Raw genomic sequence first — 16,459 nt, 5'->3', positions numbered from 1 at the left:
GTATAGTTTTCAAACAAACCCACAACTTTATTTTTGGCAATTTTTTATCACAAAGTTGCTCTATAAGACATGTGAAATTTGTGATTTTATAATCAAAAGAACAGAGGTAAATAATAAAGCGTATGAATTATCAGGATTTTTTAGATTTTTGGTTTTCTCCTGCTGCGGAACCGAACTGGTTTGTCAAAAGCGCAGAGTTTGATGCCGTGCTTGCAGAAAAATTTACCGATGTACTGCAACAAGCGGCACAAGGAGAACTATGGACATGGCGCGAAACACCCGCAGGTCGTTTGGCTGAAATCATTGTTTTAGATCAATTATCACGTAATTTATACCGTAATGACCCGCGTGCCTTTGCCCAAGATGGAATGGCCTTGGTGTTGGCACAAGAAATGATTCACTTAAAATTGGATCAGGACTTAAACCCAACCGAACGTCGTTTTCTATATATGCCGTTTATGCACAGTGAATCCAAACGTATTCACGAAGTCGCATTAACGTTGTTTGAAAGTTTGAATGACCCCACCGTGTTGGGCTATGAACTGAAACATAAAGTGATTATTGAGCGCTTTGGCCGTTATCCACATCGCAATCAAATATTGGGACGCCAATCAAGCGCAGAAGAATTGGAGTTCCTGACCCAACCGAACAGCAGTTTTTAATTAAAACGCGGTTCATTCTCCCCTTGCAGTATCTTCACAGGAGAATAGCATGAAACATCTAATTCTTGGTTTAGGCCTCGGGCTCAGTCTGCTGCTGGGCGGCTGTGCCACCACACCATCCAAGCCGCTGACCTTTGACCAGCTGGGTCAATATTCGGTGACGCCGCTGAACAGCCAGACCTATCGCATCAGTTTTCAGGCCCGTCCCAACATGAGCTTTGGCACCGCCGAAGAAATTACCCTGGTCAAAGCTGCGCAAACCACGCTGCAACAGGGCCATACCTTCTTTAAAGTGCTGGATGATCCAAGTAACCGCAGCCAGCAGCCACCGCGTCAGGCTGTGGTCTATCCGGCACCGAGCTTTTATCCTTATGGCTATTATCGTCGCCATCCGGCTTTCTGGCCTGACCCATTTTATGACTATCCGCAGGTCATTAATGTTGACCCGATTCAGGTTTCCTATACGATTCAATGTTATAAAGATCAAAAAAGCGCCCCAAGTGATGCCTTTGATGCTCGCCTGATCTTGCAGTCACTGGGTGGAAAATACGGGCTCAGTCCAGGCGGTCAGGTGTTACAGCCACCGGTAGCCACTTCAAACTAGGGAAACATGCATGCAGACAGCGCCAGCACCGACTTCTCCAAACCTGCAACGCAGCAAGCGTTTTGCCACCATGGCCCTGATCACGGCCGTGCTGGCCTGGATCTGTTTAATGGTGCTGGCCAAACTGCTGCCCGACTATATCTGGCTGATTCATATTCTGATGCTGTCGGCTGAAGCTGGCGTGGTCGGCGGGCTGGCTGACTGGTATGCGATTACTGTGCTGTTTCGTAATCCCTTTGGCCGGCTGCCGATTCCCAAGTTTCTGCGGGACCATACTGAAATTATTCCGCGCAACAAAGACCGTATTGCCGAATCGATGGGACGTTTTGTTCAGGAAAATTTCCTGTCACCGCAAATTGTACAGCGCAGCCTGCACAATACCGATGTATCGCTGGCCGTGGGTAAATGGCTGGCCAATCCACAGAACAACCAGCAGGTCAGCCAGCTGATTCAACAGACCGTACCGAAGATTTTTGAATTTGTCGGGCAGGAACAGATTGGCCGCTTTATCCAGAACAACAGCGTGCAATGGGTCAAAAATACTGACATTAATTATCTGGCCAGTGAAATGCTGCGCGCAGTGCTGGAAAATGATTTCCATCAGGATGTGCTGCAACGCGGGCTGGATCTGGCGCATGACTGGATGCTGCAACATCCGGAAGAAACCCGCGAGCTGACCCGCACCCTGTTTAAAGAACTGGGCGTGTGGCGTCTGGCCAGAGGTGCTAGCTGGATTGGTATTGATGTACAGCAGCGCACCATCGACTCTTTACTGGAACGGGTCGATTCGATGCTGGCCGATCCCGATCATCCGTGGCGACAAAAAGTGGAAGATATGGCGCATCAGCTGATGCAACAGCTGGCCGATCAGGACAGTGCCGCCAGCCAACGCCTGAACCAGACCAAAAATGCCTTGCTGGACAGTCCGCAAGTGCTGAATTTTATTAGTGGTGCAGTGGTGATTTTGTGTGATGCAATCCGGGCAGATCTGGAAAAACCCGATTCCGGTATTGCGGAAAACCTGCGCGTGGCCATTCAGCAGGTCGGTGAGAACATTATCAGTAACGGCGCCGTACGCCAGTTGCTAAATGACAAAATGAGCGGCATCGCCGTCAATCTCTCTGACCAGTACAGTGAAAAAGTGATCCGTTTTATTAGTGAGCGGATTCATGAATGGGATTCACGCGAGATGATTGGCAAAATTGAAAACGAAGTCGGCGGCGACCTGCATATGATCCGGGTCAATGGCGTGGTGGTGGGGGCCTTTATTGGTCTGGCACTGGGGATTATCCGGGCGCTGGTCGAATTGATTTAATTCAGTTTTTTTCGCCCACTGCTTCAATTGCTGGCGGATGGCGGCTTATCATGCGATGTGCATACACAATAACGGTAGTCAATGGTCATGCTTGAACTTCAATCTAAACTTCCTGCGCTTGGCGTGACCATTTTTAGTGTCATGACCACCCTGGCCCAGCGCCTGAATGCCCTGAATGTGTCACAGGGTTTCCCCGATTTTCCGGCGCCACCAGCCCTGCTGGAGGCCCTGTGTCAGGCGACATTAGAGGGCCAGAACCAGTATCCACCCGGTGATGGACTGTTATTGCTCAGAGAACAGCTGGCTGTGCAAAAGCAGCAACAGACTGGCCGTTCGTTTGATCCTCACACCGAAATCAGTATTACCGCCGGCGCGACCATTGCCATTTTCTGTGCCATTCAGGCGGTGGTGCAGGCCGGGGATGAAGTGATTATTTTTGATCCCAGCTATGACAGTTATGCTCCCACCGTGCAACTGGCTGGCGGGAAAGCTATCCATCTGGCCTTGCAGCCGCCCCATTTTCAGGTCGACTGGAATCAGGTCAAAGATGCCATTCATGATCGTACCCGCATGATCATCGTCAATACCCCGCATAACCCGAGCGGTACGCTGTGGTCAGCCGCGGACTGGCAGACCCTGATTGAGCTGATTCAGGATCGCAATATTGTCGTACTGTCTGATGAAGTCTATGAACATCTGGTCTATGACGGCCAGCAGCATTATTCAGCGCTTGATTTTCCGGCCCTGCACGAGCGCAGTTTTGTGATTGGTTCTTTTGGTAAAACTTTTCATGTCACCGGCTGGAAAACCGGTTATTGCATGGCTTCACCGGCTTTGATGCAGTTGTTCCGGCAGGTTTATCAGTTTGCCAATTTCTGTGGTGTGACCCCGGTGCAAGTCGCGCTGGCACAATTTATGCAACAGCATCCGGAACATATTGCCGAACTGGCCGCGTTCTATCAGGCCAAACGCGACCGCTTTCAGGCCGGTATCCAGCACTCCCGTTTTCAGTGGATTCCCGCGCAAGGCACCTATTTCCAGAATCTGGACTATCGCGCCATCCGCCCGGATTTAAACGATCTGCAGATGTGCCAGTATCTGGCCGAGCAGCACAAGATTGTGGCGATTCCGATTTCTGCTTTTTATCAGACCCCGCCGGATGATTTACGCCTGATTCGGGTCTGTTTTGCCAAAAAAGATGAGACGCTGGATCGGGCCGCAGAGATTTTCTCGGCCTGTTAACATGAGTCAATAAGATCAGCTAAGTTACGCAATTGCTAAGGCTTTTTGCTACAGGCTCATGCTAGGGTAAAGCCATTCATGCACACGATCATAAACCGGTTACAGGATTGCTCATGCCGCAGCATCAACCTTTGGTGAATCAACACAAGCTCTGGAAAACCTTCCTGATTTTCCTGCTGCCGCTGATTGCCACCAATATTCTGCAAAACCTGTCTGGCACCATCAACACCGTCTTTGTTGGCCAGATGATGGGTGTCGATGCCATTGCAGCGGTGGCGGTATTTTTCCCGATTCTGTTCTGTTTAATGGCTTTTGTGATCGGGCTTTCCGCAGGTTCAACCGTGCTGGTCGGGCAGGCCTGGGGCGCGCAGAATATTGAAAAAGTGCGCTGTGTGGTCGGTTCGACCCTGTTTATGACCCTGATTGGCGGTACCATCATTGCAATTTTAGGTGTGATTTTTGCCAAATCCATTCTGCTGGCCTTAGGTACCGATCCGCAGGTGATGCATCTGTCGTTGCCCTATGTGCAATGGATGCTGGCCGGTAGCCCGCTGCTGTTTGTCTATATTATTTACACCTCCATTTTACGCGGCGTGGGCGACAGTATTACCCCCTTAATTGCCTTAGGCATGACCAGCCTGATCGGGCTGTTTATTACCCCGGTGCTGATTGCCGGCTATTTTGGTTTTCCGCGTCTGGGGATTATTGCCCCGGCTATCGCCACCATTATTGGTTATCTGGCGGTGCTGATTTTTCTGGCGGTGTATCTGAACAAGAAAAACCATCCGCTACGACCGGATTGGCAATTGCTGAAAAATATTCGCCATCAACCGATCTTGAGCAAGATTATTTTACGTTTGGGTATTCCGACCGGCATTCAGATGGTGACCACGTCGGTGGCGGGGCTGGTGATTGTCGGGCTGGTCAACCGTTATGGCGCTGAAGCCACAGCGGCCTATGGTGCGGTGAATCAGGTGCTGAACTATATTCAGTTCCCGGCGCTGTCGATTGCCATTGCCGCCTCTATTTTTGGTGCGCAGGCGATTGGGGCTGGCAAGTCCGATTTACTGGCCAAAGTCACCCGTACTGCTTTGGGCATGAACCTGATGATTACCGGGATGCTAGTGGTGCTGGCCTATTTATTCTCGAAATATTTAATGGCGCTGTTTATTACCGACCCGCAGGTGGTCGAGCTGGGCCAGCAGCTGCTGTTTATTGTATTGTGGTCAATTTTGTTCTTTGGGGCCAGTGCCATTTTCGCTTCGATTATGCGCGCCAGCGGGACTGTCACGGTGCCAATGATTATTAATGTGCTGGCAATTTTGCTGATTGAAGTGCCGTGTGCCTATCTGTTTAGTCAGTGGTGGGGATTACAAGGCATCTGGTATGCCTATGCGCTGGCCTTTGTCAGTCTGTGTATTTTACAGGGTCTGTATTATCAGTTTGTCTGGAAGAAAAAGACTATTGAGGTGTTAATTTGACGGCAGGAGATAGCGCCTGATTAATTTCCTGAATCACCGCTTGTGCCAATTGCGAAGATAATTGAATACCCTGAATCTCAGCGCCAATACGGCCATTAATCGGTTTGACCTGAATATGTTGATAGTCATAGCTCATGTTGAATTTCCTTCATTTCTCTTTTGATGTTTTTAAAGGTTTCCACTCGGGATGAGCTGATGATGTCAAAACGGCTTATTCAAATCTGTCAAAAACTTGACAGTTTTATTCTGAATTTCAGATAAATAAAAAATGAAATGTGCTGAACAGCCACAAAAAAGCCCACTTAACGCAGGCTTCTTTCAAATACAGTTTATTTACGGCCTTTGCCCAGCTGGGTTGCCACCGCCATCACCCGCTGATAGCCACTTGGGACAATCCGCTGAATTAAATCAATAGCTTTGGCATCATTGCCAATCAATAAACGGCGTTTATCTTTTAAAACCGCATCCAGAATATCGCGTGCCGCATGCTCTGCCGGATAACGCAATAATTTATTGAAGGAGCGTATCGACTTTTCTGAATTCATGCCCAGACTGCTCAGACTGTCATTCATTTTCGCGGCGTTGGCAATATTGGTCCGAATCCCGCCCGGATGCACACACAGCGCACTCACGCCACAGTTCTGGATATCCAGCTCCTGACGCAGTGATTCGGTATAACCACGTACCGCAAATTTGGTCGCGTTATAGGCCGATTGGGTCGGCTGCGCAGTAATCCCGAACAGGCTGGAAATATTGACAATATGGCCATCACCAGTCTGTTTGATATACGGCAAAAATTCTTTGGTGCCATGCACCACGCCCCAGAAATTAATCCCGACAATCCACTCCAGGTCTTCGTAAGAGGCGCCTTCAACGGTCGATCCTAAGGCCACCCCGGCATTGTTAAAAATCATATTGACTGAGCCATGATCCTGCACGGTCTGTTCAGCCCAGTGCTTCATAGCCGCCCGATCTGCCACATCCACCTGCGCCGTGGTCACTCGCACGTTATAATCACTCAGCAAGGCTTTGGTTTTAGCCAGGCCTTCTTCATTGACATCACTTAAAGACAAATGACAGCCCTGCTGGGCCAATAAGACGGCCAGCTGCTGGCCAATGCCTGAACCTGCTCCGGTAATCGCCGCGACTTTATTTTTAAAATTTTTCATTCCGCTTCCTTTTTATGGATGGTCTTGCTGCGTCCCTCAGGCATGGCAGCGCACTTCAATTTCACCACTCAAATATAATTTTGACAATAATCATTGTCAATGCAAAAGCCCGCAGATTTCTGTCTGCTGCGTTCAAATCTGAATGCCAAACTTCGCACTTAGCGCAAAATCTTGTTAATCTATAGCAATATAGGATGTGAACTGGCCTTTTTACTATGACCGAAGCACAACACCCCGCTCCCCCAAATGCGCAGAATACCCAAAATAAAGAGCGCCAATTTAAAGGATTATCGCTGAGCGAGCGCAAACAGCTACGCCGGGAAAAACTGATTGAAGCCGGCCTGCACGCCTATGGTACGCATGGTTTTTTTGCGGTCACGGTGAAAGATATTTGTACCGAGGCCAAACTCACCGAGCGCTATTTCTACGAATCCTTCAAAAAAAGTGAAGACCTGTTCCAGACCATTTTTTTACAGCTGATTGATGCACTGCAACACAATGTGATGCAGGCCATCATGCAGGCCTCGACCAATCCGCAAAAAATGATTGAAGCCGGTTTAACTGCCCTGCTGACTACGCTCAAAGACAACCCGCAGATGGCTCGGATTATTTATATTGATGCCATGCTGGTACAGGAACTGCACAACCAGGCCACCATTCAGGAAAGCATGGCGCGCTTTGACCGCATGATTCAGGCCTTTGTCATGCTAATGATGCCAAACCTGCAGCATTCAGAACGCGAACTGTCATTAATTGCCAGCGGCCTGAACGGTTATGTCACCCAAATTGCCATCCGCTGGGTCATGAGCGGCTTTAAGCAGTCAATGGATGAAGTGCTCAGCGCCTGTAGCGTGGTGTTCATTTCCCTGCTCGAACATTTTTCCGAAGCGGAGCCAGAAAGTAGCAAAAAAGCCTGAATCCCTGTCATCAAACTGCAAGAAAAATTAAATATTTGAATCTTTTATTTAAATTTTTTTAAATGAATTCCGGATTCAGCCCATTCTGTACAAAAAATTGTCACAAAACATTGCGAAAATAGCGCTGTCTGCCCTTTCTGCAATGATACTGTCATAATTAATCTTTGTAATAAGCCTGTCATAAATATAAACGGTTCACCGTTCACTTATAGGGTATTGCGTTGTGAAAGATGACTACATTTTAATTGTCGATGATGAACTTCCAATCCGAGAGATGATCCATACCTCATTGGATATGGCCGGCTTTCATTGCTTACAGGCCGAAGATGCCAAACAGGCGCATCAGATGATCGTCGATCAACGCCCGGCACTGATTTTGCTGGACTGGATGATGCCTGGCGGTGTCAGCGGTGTTGATTTATGTCGTCGTTTAAAACGTGATGAAAACCTGGCGGAAATTCCGGTGATCATGCTGACTGCACGCGGTGAAGAAGACCACAAGGTTCAGGGTCTGGATGCCGGTGCCGACGACTACATGACCAAACCGTTTTCTACCCGTGAGCTGGTATCACGCATTAAAGCCGTACTGCGCCGTGCCAATGCCCTGAATGGTGAAAAAACCATTGATGCCAACGGCCTGATTCTAGATCCGGTCAGCCAGCGCGTCAGCTTTGGCGACAACATTCTGGACATGGGTCCAACCGAATATCGTCTTTTGGCCTTCTTTATGACGCATCCGGAACGTGCCTATACCCGTGCACAACTACTTGACCAGGTCTGGGGTGGCAACGTATATATTGAGGATCGTACCATTGATGTGCATATTCGTCGTTTACGCAAGGTGCTGGAGCCATTTGGCGCAGACCGCTTTGTACAAACGGTTCGTGGCACTGGATACCGTTTCTCAACCCGTGCGGATGTCGCCTTAGGTTAATCGCTTTTTATGTATGAACCATACCCTGTCCCCGAACTGGCCCGTGACCACAAGAATGTCCGTTACAGCAGTTTGTGGACTTTTGCCAAACAAGATCTCCGTTTACTGATCTTTTTTTTAGTAATTGCAGGTTTTATTGGTCTCGGGATCGAACAGTTCTGGATCTGTATTTTTATTGGCTTTCTGGCGTTTTTCGCCACCCAAATGCGCTCCCTCTATCTGGTCAATGACTGGATTGCCAACCGTCCCTATGATGTTCCCCCCAATTTGCATGGCATTTGGGGGGCTTTATTATTTAATGTCTACCGCTCGCAGCGTCAGGAACGTATTGTCCAGGCCGAAATGGTCGGGCTGATTGACCGCGCTCAGTCGTCACTAGTGGCCCTGGCCGAAGCGGTAGTGCTGATTGATGATAACCATCAGATCGAATGGTGGAACCCGGCAGCAGAGCGCCTGCTCGGCATTCAGCCACTGGATCGTGGTCGCAATATTTTAACCATTTTGCGCCAACCGGCATTTATTGAATATTTTCATCATATTGATCAGGCACCAGATGGCTTGAAAATCAAATCGACCGTGCTGGATGAACACTATGTGCAGGTCAAAATGACCCGCTTTGGTGGCGAAAGCCGCCTGCTGGTGGCACATGACATGACCCGGATGCACAATCTGGAACAGATGCGCAAAGACTTTGTCGACAATATCTCGCACGAATTACGCACCCCGCTGACCGTACTGAGTGGCTATATTGAAACCTTTACCGACCAGGAAGACATGAATCCGCGCTGGAAACGTGCCTTTGAACAGATGCAGTCGCAAACCCGGCGTATGAATGCGCTGGTCAATGACCTGCTGCTGCTGTCGCGTCTGGAAAATGAAAAGACCATTGCTAAAAACCAGATTATTGACATGCCAAGTCTGATGAACCAGCTGTTTGATGATGCGCATGCCTACAATATTGATTATGGCCATACCCTGAATCTGGATATCGACAGTCATTGCGACCTGATTGGCTCCGATATGGAACTGGCCAGTGCCTTTAGCAATTTAATTACCAACGCCATCAAATACACCCCGAAAGGCGGCACCATTACCATTGGCTGGCATGATGATGGCGAGCATGGCTATTTTAGCGTGCAGGACACCGGCATCGGCATTGATCCGAAACACCTGCCGCGTCTAACCGAACGTTTTTATCGGGTAGATAGCGCGCGTAGCCGTCAGACCGGCGGTACCGGTTTAGGGCTGGCCATCGTCAAGCATGTCTTGATGCAGCACAATGCCCATTTAGAAGTCGAGTCCAAAGAAAATAGCGGCTCAACCTTTAAGGCCGTCTTTCCCAAAGAACGGCTGTATAGCCTTTAAACCGAATACCCATAAAAATGCCCGGATTAATCCGGGCATTTTTCATTTCAATACAAACAGCTTAGAGGCGATGACCCATGGCTTTGCCCATTTCCACCAGAGAATTGGCCTGATACTGCGCATCCCACTGCATTTTATCCTGTTCAAATAAAATCACTGCGGTAGAACCGAGATAGAAACGGCCTAATTCGGCGCCTTTTTCCAGGAACAGGTCATGCTGGTTCAGCTCCAAACGGCCCGATGGTTTGACCTTGCCGGTGGCAACCGTTTCAATACCGGCCACAATCATGGCACCCACCAGCACCACCGCCATCCGGCCCATCTCGGTATCAAACAGGCAGACCATGCGTTCATTACGGGCAAACAGTCCCGGAATATGTTCTGCCGTGGTCTGGTTCACTGAAAACAGCTCGCCCGGTACATACAGAGTTTCAGTTAAGGTACCGGCAAATGGCATATGCACCCGGTGATAATCCCGCGGTGATAAATACACGGTGGCAAACTGGCCATTTTTAAATGGCTCGGCCAGCTGCGGATCGGCAATCAGGTTTTCAACCGTAAAATTCTGGCCTTTGGCCTGAAAAATTGCACCATCTTCAATTTTACCCAGCTGGGAAATCGCGCCATCAGCCGGAGAAACAATGCTGTTCGGATCGGCATCGACCACACGCACCCCATCTTTTAAGGCACGGGTAAAGAATTCATTAAAGGATTTGAATTTCAGGGCATTGCCTTGCTCGGCAATCGACATATCAATTCCGTACTGCATTTTAAATGCCTGAATTACTGCATTTTTCACCATCGGGTGTTCACTGGCAGCAATTTTACCCACCACACGAGACAACTGGTGCTGGGGTACCACGCGCTGGGCCTGAATAAATAATTGTTTTTTTAAACGAGATGTGAGGCTCAAGACGGCAACTCTCCGGTAATGATAGGACTGTCGAGGCGATTGCCCCATTCACTCCACGCACCTGCATACGCCCGGATTGGCCAACCCAGTAAACGGCCCAGAATATAGGCCAGACCGGAACGATGATGAGACTGGCAGTACACCACCACCGGTTGGCTTAAATCAAAGCCAAGTTGTTCCAGACGTTGCTGCGTGCGTTCTAGCGGATGCAATTTTAAATGATTTTCGCGGTCAAGGGCAGTACTCCACTCGAAATGTCGGGCGCCCGGCATGTGACCGCCGCGTCGCGCCGCCAGTCGCTGTCCGCTATATTCTTCTGCAGTGCGGCAATCCCAGAGTTGCAGTTCAGCACTTTGTACCTGCTCTAATAACGCATCATATTGAATTTGATACTGATCATTCAGCTGTACCGGCACCAAATGCTCAACCGGCGCAAAGCTCGGCAGCTCCGACGAGGTCGGCAGACCGGCCGCCAGCCAGGCATGAATCCCGCCATTGAGCAGGCTAGTGTTTTCAAAACCTAAACAATGTAAATTCCACAGCAAACGCCCGGCCCAGGCTCCGCCTTCATCGTCATAGGCCACCACATGATGCTCAGGGGAAATATTTAAATAGCGGATCAGTTCTTCCAGGCCGTCCTGCTCCGGCAATAAACCCGAAGCATACTCTTCCTGACGCAGCAATAGTTTTGGCTTTACATGTAGCGCATGTGGAATATGCAGCTGTTCATAGACCGAGTTGCGGCTTAAATCGACAATACGTAATTTTTCACTGCCTAAATAGGGCACCAGGTCTTCGGCTTCAATCAACAGACCGAAATTGATCGTGGCATCATTCATCGTGGTTGTATGTTTTATCACTATCCTTGTCCCTGATGTTAGCACAAGTCATTTTTAGGATTATCCTGAATTTCTGCATTCCTTGCGCAGAAACATGGATAGAGGTCAACCCGCCACCAGGGAGAGGACGAGGTCCAGCCTTTGCACTGGACCTGGCCTGTATTTTTGCTTATTCCTGAATATCAAACACCTGACGCAAATAAGCGAGGAAGGTGTCGTTGTCGGTCATGGTTTTGCCCGGACTGTCGGAAATTTTGGCCACCGACTGACGGTTACATTCCACCAGCTTTAACACAATATTCAGCGGAGTTTGTCCCATATCATTGGTTAGGTTGGTGCCAATCCCGAAACTGACCTGAAAGCGGTCTTTAAAGTAGTTGTGTAGCGCCCAGGCTTTTTCCAGGGTCAGGCCATCACTAAAGGTCAGCATCTTGGTTTTACTGTCAATTTTCAGCTTTTTATAATGGGCATAGGCTTTGTCGCCCCAGCTATACGGATCGCCACTGTCATGGCGCAGGCCATCAAACAGTTTGGCAAAATACAGGTCAAAATCACGCAGAAAGGCATCCATCCCGACCACATCGGTCAGGGCAATCCCCAAGTCACCCCGATATTCCTGTACCCAGGTTTCCAGTGCCGCTTTCTGGAAGTCGCGTAAACGCACATCCAGCGCCTGAAAGGCCTGTAAAAATTCATGCGCCATGGTGCCAATTGGAGTAATGCCAAGCTGTTTGGCCAGCAGCACATTGCTGGTGCCGCGGAATACGCCCGGCGCGGCGGCATTAATCTGCTGCACCACATGCTTTTGCCAGGCAAAGCTGTAACGGCGGCGTGTACCAAAATCCGAAACCAGAAATGGCGGATCTTCCGGATTCTGCTCGGCGGCATATTGCTGCACCAAGGCCACTTTGGCCTGTAGACGGCGTTCACCTTCGGCCAGCACCTCGTCACTGCGAATACGGCTGAAATACAGCTCATTAACAATGGCTAGCACAAAAATCTCGAACATCATGGCCTGAACCATCGGGCCTTCTACCACAATATCCAGACGCCCTTCACTGTCGATGCCGGCACGAATAAAACGGCGTTTGAGCTGGAACAGCTCCAGATAATCCACAAAATCACTTTTGATAAAACGCAAGCTGCGTAAATACTGTAGTTCATCTTCTTTAAATTTCAGCTGGCACAGCAGATCAAGCTGATGGTTCAGATCATCCAGGATATCCGTGAGTGGATAAACCGTATCTTCAAGATTACGGCAACGGAAATGATAAAGACTGTGCGTTTGCGGAAACTTGTGTAATACCACTTGTAACATGGTGAATTTGTACAAGTCAGTATCAAGCAGGGATTGGATGATTGGCGCCATAACTTAGGAAATATCGCTGTGCTTATCTTTGCATTAAAGCATAAAAAGCCCTGCAATATTGCAGCAATTACATACAGCCAAGAGAAATATAGACCAAAGTACTGCTGTAAATAACAGCCTATTTATCTGCTTTTGTTTTAGGTTTTTCTGTTTCTTGGATGATTTTCTGTAGCTGTTTTTCCTGGCCAATCACTTTAGCAAATTCAGCCGTGGTTTTTTGTCCGGCCTTTTTGGCTTGGGCATCACAATCCACCTGACGCAGCTGCTTGGCAATGGCAAATTCCATTTTGAACAAGGCCCCCATTAAAGCGGTATTGCCGCGGTTGTCTCGGGCACAGCGGTCTGCACCATGTTTCAACAAGGTCGTAACAATACTCTGGTGACCATAATAGGTCGCCATCATCAGCGGGGTATAACCGTCTTTATTGCGCACATCGACCGGAAAGCCATGCTTTAAAAATTCGTTGATAACTTCGCTATTACCAATTTTGGCCGCAGCGAAGAACAGGTCGACCAATTCCTGTTGTGAAGTCATCTGAACGCTTGCCACAGTTTTCGCAGGGGAGACATTCTTCACTTCAGCAGCAGTTGCGAATGCGCAACTGAAGGCAAGAATACTGGCTAAAAATGCTTCTGGCATAACTTTCATGATGAACTCCAACAGAAATCGAAAAGAAAATTTCAGTCACTCAGGATTCAATTCACCTGAGATGAGATAGAAACAGAGTGCCTGTAAAACTCCCCCTAGGGTGCAGGAAAGGTTTGGAGTTTTACAGGACTTTTCGGAGGTGATGCGCTATACCCTAGTCACCAGTTCCTCAAGACCAATCGAGATTAGTCTTTTAATTTTGCAGCTTTAGCTTTAACCGTCGCCAGGTTACCGTTCACCGCTTTGGTCATACGGGTACCGTAGTCTGCATCTGCCTTGTAGAAATAAGACAACATGATGTGCTTGGTTTCTGAATCTTTCACTGCACCTAAGTCAGCAGCCAGGTTCATGATCAGGTCATCTTTCTCTTTAGCTGTGTATGAACGGTACAGCTCACCTGCCTGCTTGAAGTTCTGCTCTTTCACGCCAATTTGCTGTACATGACCAGATAATGGTGTTTGTACCGCACGTGCTTTTTCAGTGGCAGCTTTTGGCTCTTTACGGCTTGGCTCATAGTTCACATCTGAGTCACGCTCAGATACATTCATGTAGCCATCCTGGTTATTGTTGTTCACATTTACCACTGGACGGTTGACTGGAATCTGCTGATGATTTGCACCCAGACGGTACATTTGTGTATCTGAATAAGAGAAGATACGGCCTTGTAACAGACGGTCTTCTGATGGCTCGATACCTGGAACCAGGTTACCTGGCGCAAATGCTGACTGTTCAGTTTCATTGAAGAAGTTCTTCGGCATACGGTTCAGGGTCAAGGTACCGACTTTAGTTTCTGGAACCAGCTCAGTTGGCCAGATTTTAGTTGGATCTAGCGGATCGAAATCAAACTTGCCCAGGTCTTTAGGATCAAGCACCTGAATATACAGATCCCATTTCGGGAAGTTACCTGCATAGATGTTGTTATAAAGATCATTGGTCAAATGGTTGAAATCTTTACCTTGCTGCTCAGCCGCTTCTTTCACGTTCAAGCCCTTCACGCCTTGTTTAGAACGGAAGTTGAATTTCACGTACTTGTATTCGCCTTTGTCGTTATACAGTTTGTAAGCGTGAACCCCAAAACCGTCCTGTTCGCGGTAGCTGGTTGGAACACCTTGCTTGCCGTATACATAGGTCAGCATGTTGGTTGCCCATGGCTGGCTCGACAAGAAATCAAACACACGGTTGGCATCTTGTACGTTAGTCACCGGGCTTGGCTTCATGGCATGAATGAAGTCTGGGAATTTGATCGCATCACGGATAAAGAAGACCGGTGTCTGGTTACCGACCAAGTCCCAGTTACCTTCTTGTGTGTAGAACTTCACTGCGAAACCATGTGGGTCACGTAGGGTCTCTGGTGAGCCTTTACCATGAATTACGGTAGAGAAACGTAGGAAAACTGGAGTTTTAGTACCGGCTTTGAACAATGAAGCAAGGGTCAGATCAGATAGGTCTTTGGTTGCAACGAATTCACCATAGGCACCCGTACCACGCGCATGTACCACACGCTCAGGAATACGCTCACGACCAAAACGTTGTAATTTTTGAACTAATTGTACATCTTGAAGTAAAACGGAACCATTTGGACCAGCAGTGATCGAGTTCTGGTTATCCCCCACTGGCGCGCCGTTATCTTTAGTTAATGGGGCAGCTTGTGCGGCTGTGACAGTTGCAAGCATTGCAACCAGTAATGAACGCTTAAACATTTCTAAATCTCTCAATTTATTACCTTTCCTGCATGGGCTAAGATAGTCGAGAGTAAAAAATAGATAAAACAGATAATTTTTATAAATTCAATCGTGTTTTTAGATTATTTAAAATATTATCAAATATAGTCAATAGATTAGAATACATTTTAAGCAGAGCTAATCTGCAGACTTGCTGCGGTTCTTGTACAATGCACATAATTTTCAGTTTTTGAGTCAAATATGCGCGCATTATTACAGCGAGTGCTAGAAGCCAAAGTCGTTGTTGAGGGTGAAACAACCGGAGAAATTCAGCACGGTATCTTGGTCTTTTTAGGGATTGGTAAGGAAGATACCCTAGAAAAAGGCCAGAAGCTGATTGATAAAATCCTGAAATACCGTTTCTTTGATGATGAACAGGGAAAAATGGGCTGGAACGTTGCCCAGGCGGGCGGTGGTTTATTGCTGGTTTCACAGTTTACCCTGATGGCCCAAACCCAAAAAGGTTTACGTCCTGACTTCGGTCCGGCCATGCCACCGGCTGAAGCAAAAGCCTTGTATGAACAGCTGGTTGAATATGCACAAAGCCAGTTTGATCATGTACAAACTGGTATTTTTGCCGCCGACATGAAAGTGCATCTGATCAATGACGGGCCGGTGACCTTTCAGCTGGAAATTGAATAAGTCTCTACCGGGTGCATAAAAAAAGGTCTTCCACTGGAAGACCTTTTTCTTGGGCGTTTCGACGCAGCAATCAGATTGATTTGCCGGTTTTCTGCTTAATAAACTGACGCGCCATTTTAATTTTTTCTTTGACCGGTTTTGGCAACTTTGGTGGTACCAGTTTCGCGACCTGGTTAAACCAGACCAGCAGACCAAAATCACCTTCCATTTTAATGGTGCCATTTTGCATGCCGGTCATAAAGGCAGTCGGATCGCCTTTCATCAGGGTTTTCACGCCCTGCTCGCTGTCGGCGAACTGCAAAATAAAATCGGCTTTTTCAGCATCACCCGACACGGTATCAATGTCGCCATTATTGACAATAATCTGACGGGCAAAACCGGTATCGGTACCAATTTGGATGCGGAACTGACGCTCATGAACCAACTCAATAAATTTAGGGCTGGTACGGGCAAGCTGCTTCATACGCAAAGCCAAACCTGTCACGAGTAAATCAAGCGGATCCGTGCTGACATCAACCAGAGGGAGTTTCACGACAGGAATTGAGGAAAGTTTCATGACGTCCGGGCCTATTGTAATTGTTGGGTTAGATTGCTTTTCATCCTACCATAAACAGCTGATTTTTCAGCAAGGCTTTGT

The 16,459-nt window shown here is 48.1% G+C and carries 17 protein-coding genes; 9 read left to right on the top strand and 8 right to left on the bottom strand.

What is annotated here, in order from left to right:
- Nucleotides 1–122 precede the first annotated feature (122 nt).
- The 5 genes from FTU67_RS08510 (at nucleotide 123) to FTU67_RS08490 (ending at nucleotide 5,304) form a co-directional block, all read left to right on the top strand.
- Nucleotides 123–662, top strand: coding sequence for a DUF924 family protein (locus FTU67_RS08510; protein ID WP_005180881.1), 540 nt, complete (start codon nucleotides 123–125; stop codon nucleotides 660–662).
- Between the two features lie 49 nt (nucleotides 663–711).
- Nucleotides 712–1,266, top strand: a complete 555-nt coding sequence (locus FTU67_RS08505) for a hypothetical protein (protein WP_005180882.1) — start codon at nucleotides 712–714, stop codon at nucleotides 1,264–1,266.
- A gap of 10 nt (nucleotides 1,267–1,276) precedes the next feature.
- Entirely contained in the window at nucleotides 1,277–2,581 is a 1,305-nt protein-coding gene (locus FTU67_RS08500) for a DUF445 domain-containing protein (RefSeq protein WP_016658710.1), read from the top strand.
- An 87-nt stretch (nucleotides 2,582–2,668) separates the two neighbouring features.
- Nucleotides 2,669–3,823 carry a methionine aminotransferase gene (locus tag FTU67_RS08495; protein ID WP_160240837.1) on the top strand — a complete coding sequence of 385 codons (1,155 nt, stop codon included), beginning with the start codon at nucleotides 2,669–2,671 and terminating at the stop codon, nucleotides 3,821–3,823.
- Between the two features lie 113 nt (nucleotides 3,824–3,936).
- Entirely contained in the window at nucleotides 3,937–5,304 is a 1,368-nt protein-coding gene (locus tag FTU67_RS08490; protein WP_005180888.1) for an MATE family efflux transporter, read from the top strand.
- On the opposite strand, the gene FTU67_RS08485 is transcribed toward FTU67_RS08490, so the two are convergent.
- Nucleotides 5,285–5,440, bottom strand: a complete 156-nt coding sequence (locus tag FTU67_RS08485) for a hypothetical protein (RefSeq protein ID WP_168370814.1) — start codon at nucleotides 5,438–5,440, stop codon at nucleotides 5,285–5,287. The genes FTU67_RS08490 and FTU67_RS08485 overlap by 20 nt on opposite strands.
- Nucleotides 5,441–5,633: 193 nt before the next feature.
- Nucleotides 5,634–6,473, bottom strand: coding sequence for an SDR family oxidoreductase (locus FTU67_RS08480; protein ID WP_016658706.1), 840 nt, complete (start codon nucleotides 6,471–6,473; stop codon nucleotides 5,634–5,636).
- Nucleotides 6,474–6,688: 215 nt separating this feature from the next.
- Between FTU67_RS08480 and FTU67_RS08475 the strand changes: the two genes are divergently transcribed.
- From FTU67_RS08475 to phoR, 3 genes are all read left to right on the top strand, one after another.
- Nucleotides 6,689–7,390 (top strand): TetR/AcrR family transcriptional regulator, encoded by a 702-nt coding sequence (locus FTU67_RS08475; protein WP_005180893.1) that lies wholly within the window; start codon nucleotides 6,689–6,691, stop codon nucleotides 7,388–7,390.
- A 223-nt stretch (nucleotides 7,391–7,613) separates the two neighbouring features.
- Complete coding sequence (gene phoB / locus FTU67_RS08470) at nucleotides 7,614–8,324, top strand: phosphate regulon transcriptional regulator PhoB (protein WP_005180894.1); 711 nt, start codon at nucleotides 7,614–7,616, stop codon at nucleotides 8,322–8,324.
- A gap of 9 nt (nucleotides 8,325–8,333) precedes the next feature.
- Entirely contained in the window at nucleotides 8,334–9,689 is a 1,356-nt protein-coding gene (gene phoR, locus FTU67_RS08465; RefSeq protein WP_016658705.1) for a phosphate regulon sensor histidine kinase PhoR, read from the top strand.
- Nucleotides 9,690–9,750: 61 nt separating this feature from the next.
- On the opposite strand, the gene asd is transcribed toward phoR, so the two are convergent.
- From asd to FTU67_RS08440, 5 genes are all read right to left on the bottom strand, one after another.
- The gene (gene asd, locus FTU67_RS08460) at nucleotides 9,751–10,602 is read right to left on the bottom strand and encodes an archaetidylserine decarboxylase (RefSeq protein WP_005180897.1); all 852 of its coding nucleotides are present in this window, start codon (nucleotides 10,600–10,602) and stop codon (nucleotides 9,751–9,753) included.
- On the bottom strand, nucleotides 10,599–11,441 hold the full coding sequence (locus tag FTU67_RS08455) for a sulfurtransferase (protein WP_005180899.1): 843 nt from the start codon (nucleotides 11,439–11,441) through the stop codon (nucleotides 10,599–10,601). The genes asd and FTU67_RS08455 overlap by 4 nt, the downstream gene beginning before the upstream one ends.
- A gap of 169 nt (nucleotides 11,442–11,610) precedes the next feature.
- On the bottom strand, nucleotides 11,611–12,810 hold the full coding sequence (gene pncB, locus FTU67_RS08450) for a nicotinate phosphoribosyltransferase (RefSeq protein WP_075167955.1): 1,200 nt from the start codon (nucleotides 12,808–12,810) through the stop codon (nucleotides 11,611–11,613).
- Nucleotides 12,811–12,928: 118 nt separating this feature from the next.
- Nucleotides 12,929–13,459, bottom strand: a complete 531-nt coding sequence (locus tag FTU67_RS08445; protein WP_005180904.1) for an ankyrin repeat domain-containing protein — start codon at nucleotides 13,457–13,459, stop codon at nucleotides 12,929–12,931.
- Between the two features lie 185 nt (nucleotides 13,460–13,644).
- Nucleotides 13,645–15,159 (bottom strand): catalase, encoded by a 1,515-nt coding sequence (locus FTU67_RS08440; RefSeq protein WP_005180906.1) that lies wholly within the window; start codon nucleotides 15,157–15,159, stop codon nucleotides 13,645–13,647.
- A 222-nt stretch (nucleotides 15,160–15,381) separates the two neighbouring features.
- Between FTU67_RS08440 and dtd the strand changes: the two genes are divergently transcribed.
- Nucleotides 15,382–15,822 carry a D-aminoacyl-tRNA deacylase gene (gene dtd, locus FTU67_RS08435; RefSeq protein ID WP_005180909.1) on the top strand — a complete coding sequence of 147 codons (441 nt, stop codon included), beginning with the start codon at nucleotides 15,382–15,384 and terminating at the stop codon, nucleotides 15,820–15,822.
- 70 nt (nucleotides 15,823–15,892) lie between these two features.
- Here the strand turns inward: dtd and FTU67_RS08430 are convergent, their stop codons facing one another.
- Nucleotides 15,893–16,378 (bottom strand): hypothetical protein, encoded by a 486-nt coding sequence (locus FTU67_RS08430; protein WP_016658700.1) that lies wholly within the window; start codon nucleotides 16,376–16,378, stop codon nucleotides 15,893–15,895.
- Between the last annotated feature and the right edge of the window lie 81 nt (nucleotides 16,379–16,459).

The sequence above is a fragment of the Acinetobacter sp. YH12132 genome (assembly GCF_013418645.1).
Classification (GTDB): Bacteria; Pseudomonadota; Gammaproteobacteria; order Pseudomonadales; family Moraxellaceae; genus Acinetobacter; species Acinetobacter indicus.
The sequence above is the reverse complement of the archived record's forward strand: the minus strand, read 5'-3'. Positions and strand labels throughout refer to the sequence as shown.

What these genes read in the sequence shown, in the direction of transcription:
- FTU67_RS08510 (WP_005180881.1), top strand. Translation starts at nt 123, where the DNA reads ATGAATTATCAGGATTTTTTAGATTTTTGGTTTTCTCCTGCTGCGGAA.
- FTU67_RS08505 (WP_005180882.1), top strand. Translation starts at nt 712, where the DNA reads ATGAAACATCTAATTCTTGGTTTAGGCCTCGGGCTCAGTCTGCTGCTG.
- FTU67_RS08500 (WP_016658710.1), top strand. Translation starts at nt 1,277, where the DNA reads ATGCAGACAGCGCCAGCACCGACTTCTCCAAACCTGCAACGCAGCAAG.
- FTU67_RS08495 (WP_160240837.1), top strand. Translation starts at nt 2,669, where the DNA reads ATGCTTGAACTTCAATCTAAACTTCCTGCGCTTGGCGTGACCATTTTT.
- FTU67_RS08490 (WP_005180888.1), top strand. Translation starts at nt 3,937, where the DNA reads ATGCCGCAGCATCAACCTTTGGTGAATCAACACAAGCTCTGGAAAACC.
- FTU67_RS08485 (WP_168370814.1), bottom strand. Translation starts at nt 5,440, where the DNA reads ATGAGCTATGACTATCAACATATTCAGGTCAAACCGATTAATGGCCGT.
- FTU67_RS08480 (WP_016658706.1), bottom strand. Translation starts at nt 6,473, where the DNA reads ATGAAAAATTTTAAAAATAAAGTCGCGGCGATTACCGGAGCAGGTTCA.
- FTU67_RS08475 (WP_005180893.1), top strand. Translation starts at nt 6,689, where the DNA reads ATGACCGAAGCACAACACCCCGCTCCCCCAAATGCGCAGAATACCCAA.
- phoR (WP_016658705.1), top strand. Translation starts at nt 8,334, where the DNA reads ATGTATGAACCATACCCTGTCCCCGAACTGGCCCGTGACCACAAGAAT.
- FTU67_RS08455 (WP_005180899.1), bottom strand. Translation starts at nt 11,441, where the DNA reads ATGAATGATGCCACGATCAATTTCGGTCTGTTGATTGAAGCCGAAGAC.
- pncB (WP_075167955.1), bottom strand. Translation starts at nt 12,810, where the DNA reads ATGGCGCCAATCATCCAATCCCTGCTTGATACTGACTTGTACAAATTC.
- FTU67_RS08445 (WP_005180904.1), bottom strand. Translation starts at nt 13,459, where the DNA reads ATGAAAGTTATGCCAGAAGCATTTTTAGCCAGTATTCTTGCCTTCAGT.
- FTU67_RS08440 (WP_005180906.1), bottom strand. Translation starts at nt 15,159, where the DNA reads ATGTTTAAGCGTTCATTACTGGTTGCAATGCTTGCAACTGTCACAGCC.
- dtd (WP_005180909.1), top strand. Translation starts at nt 15,382, where the DNA reads ATGCGCGCATTATTACAGCGAGTGCTAGAAGCCAAAGTCGTTGTTGAG.
- FTU67_RS08430 (WP_016658700.1), bottom strand. Translation starts at nt 16,378, where the DNA reads ATGAAACTTTCCTCAATTCCTGTCGTGAAACTCCCTCTGGTTGATGTC.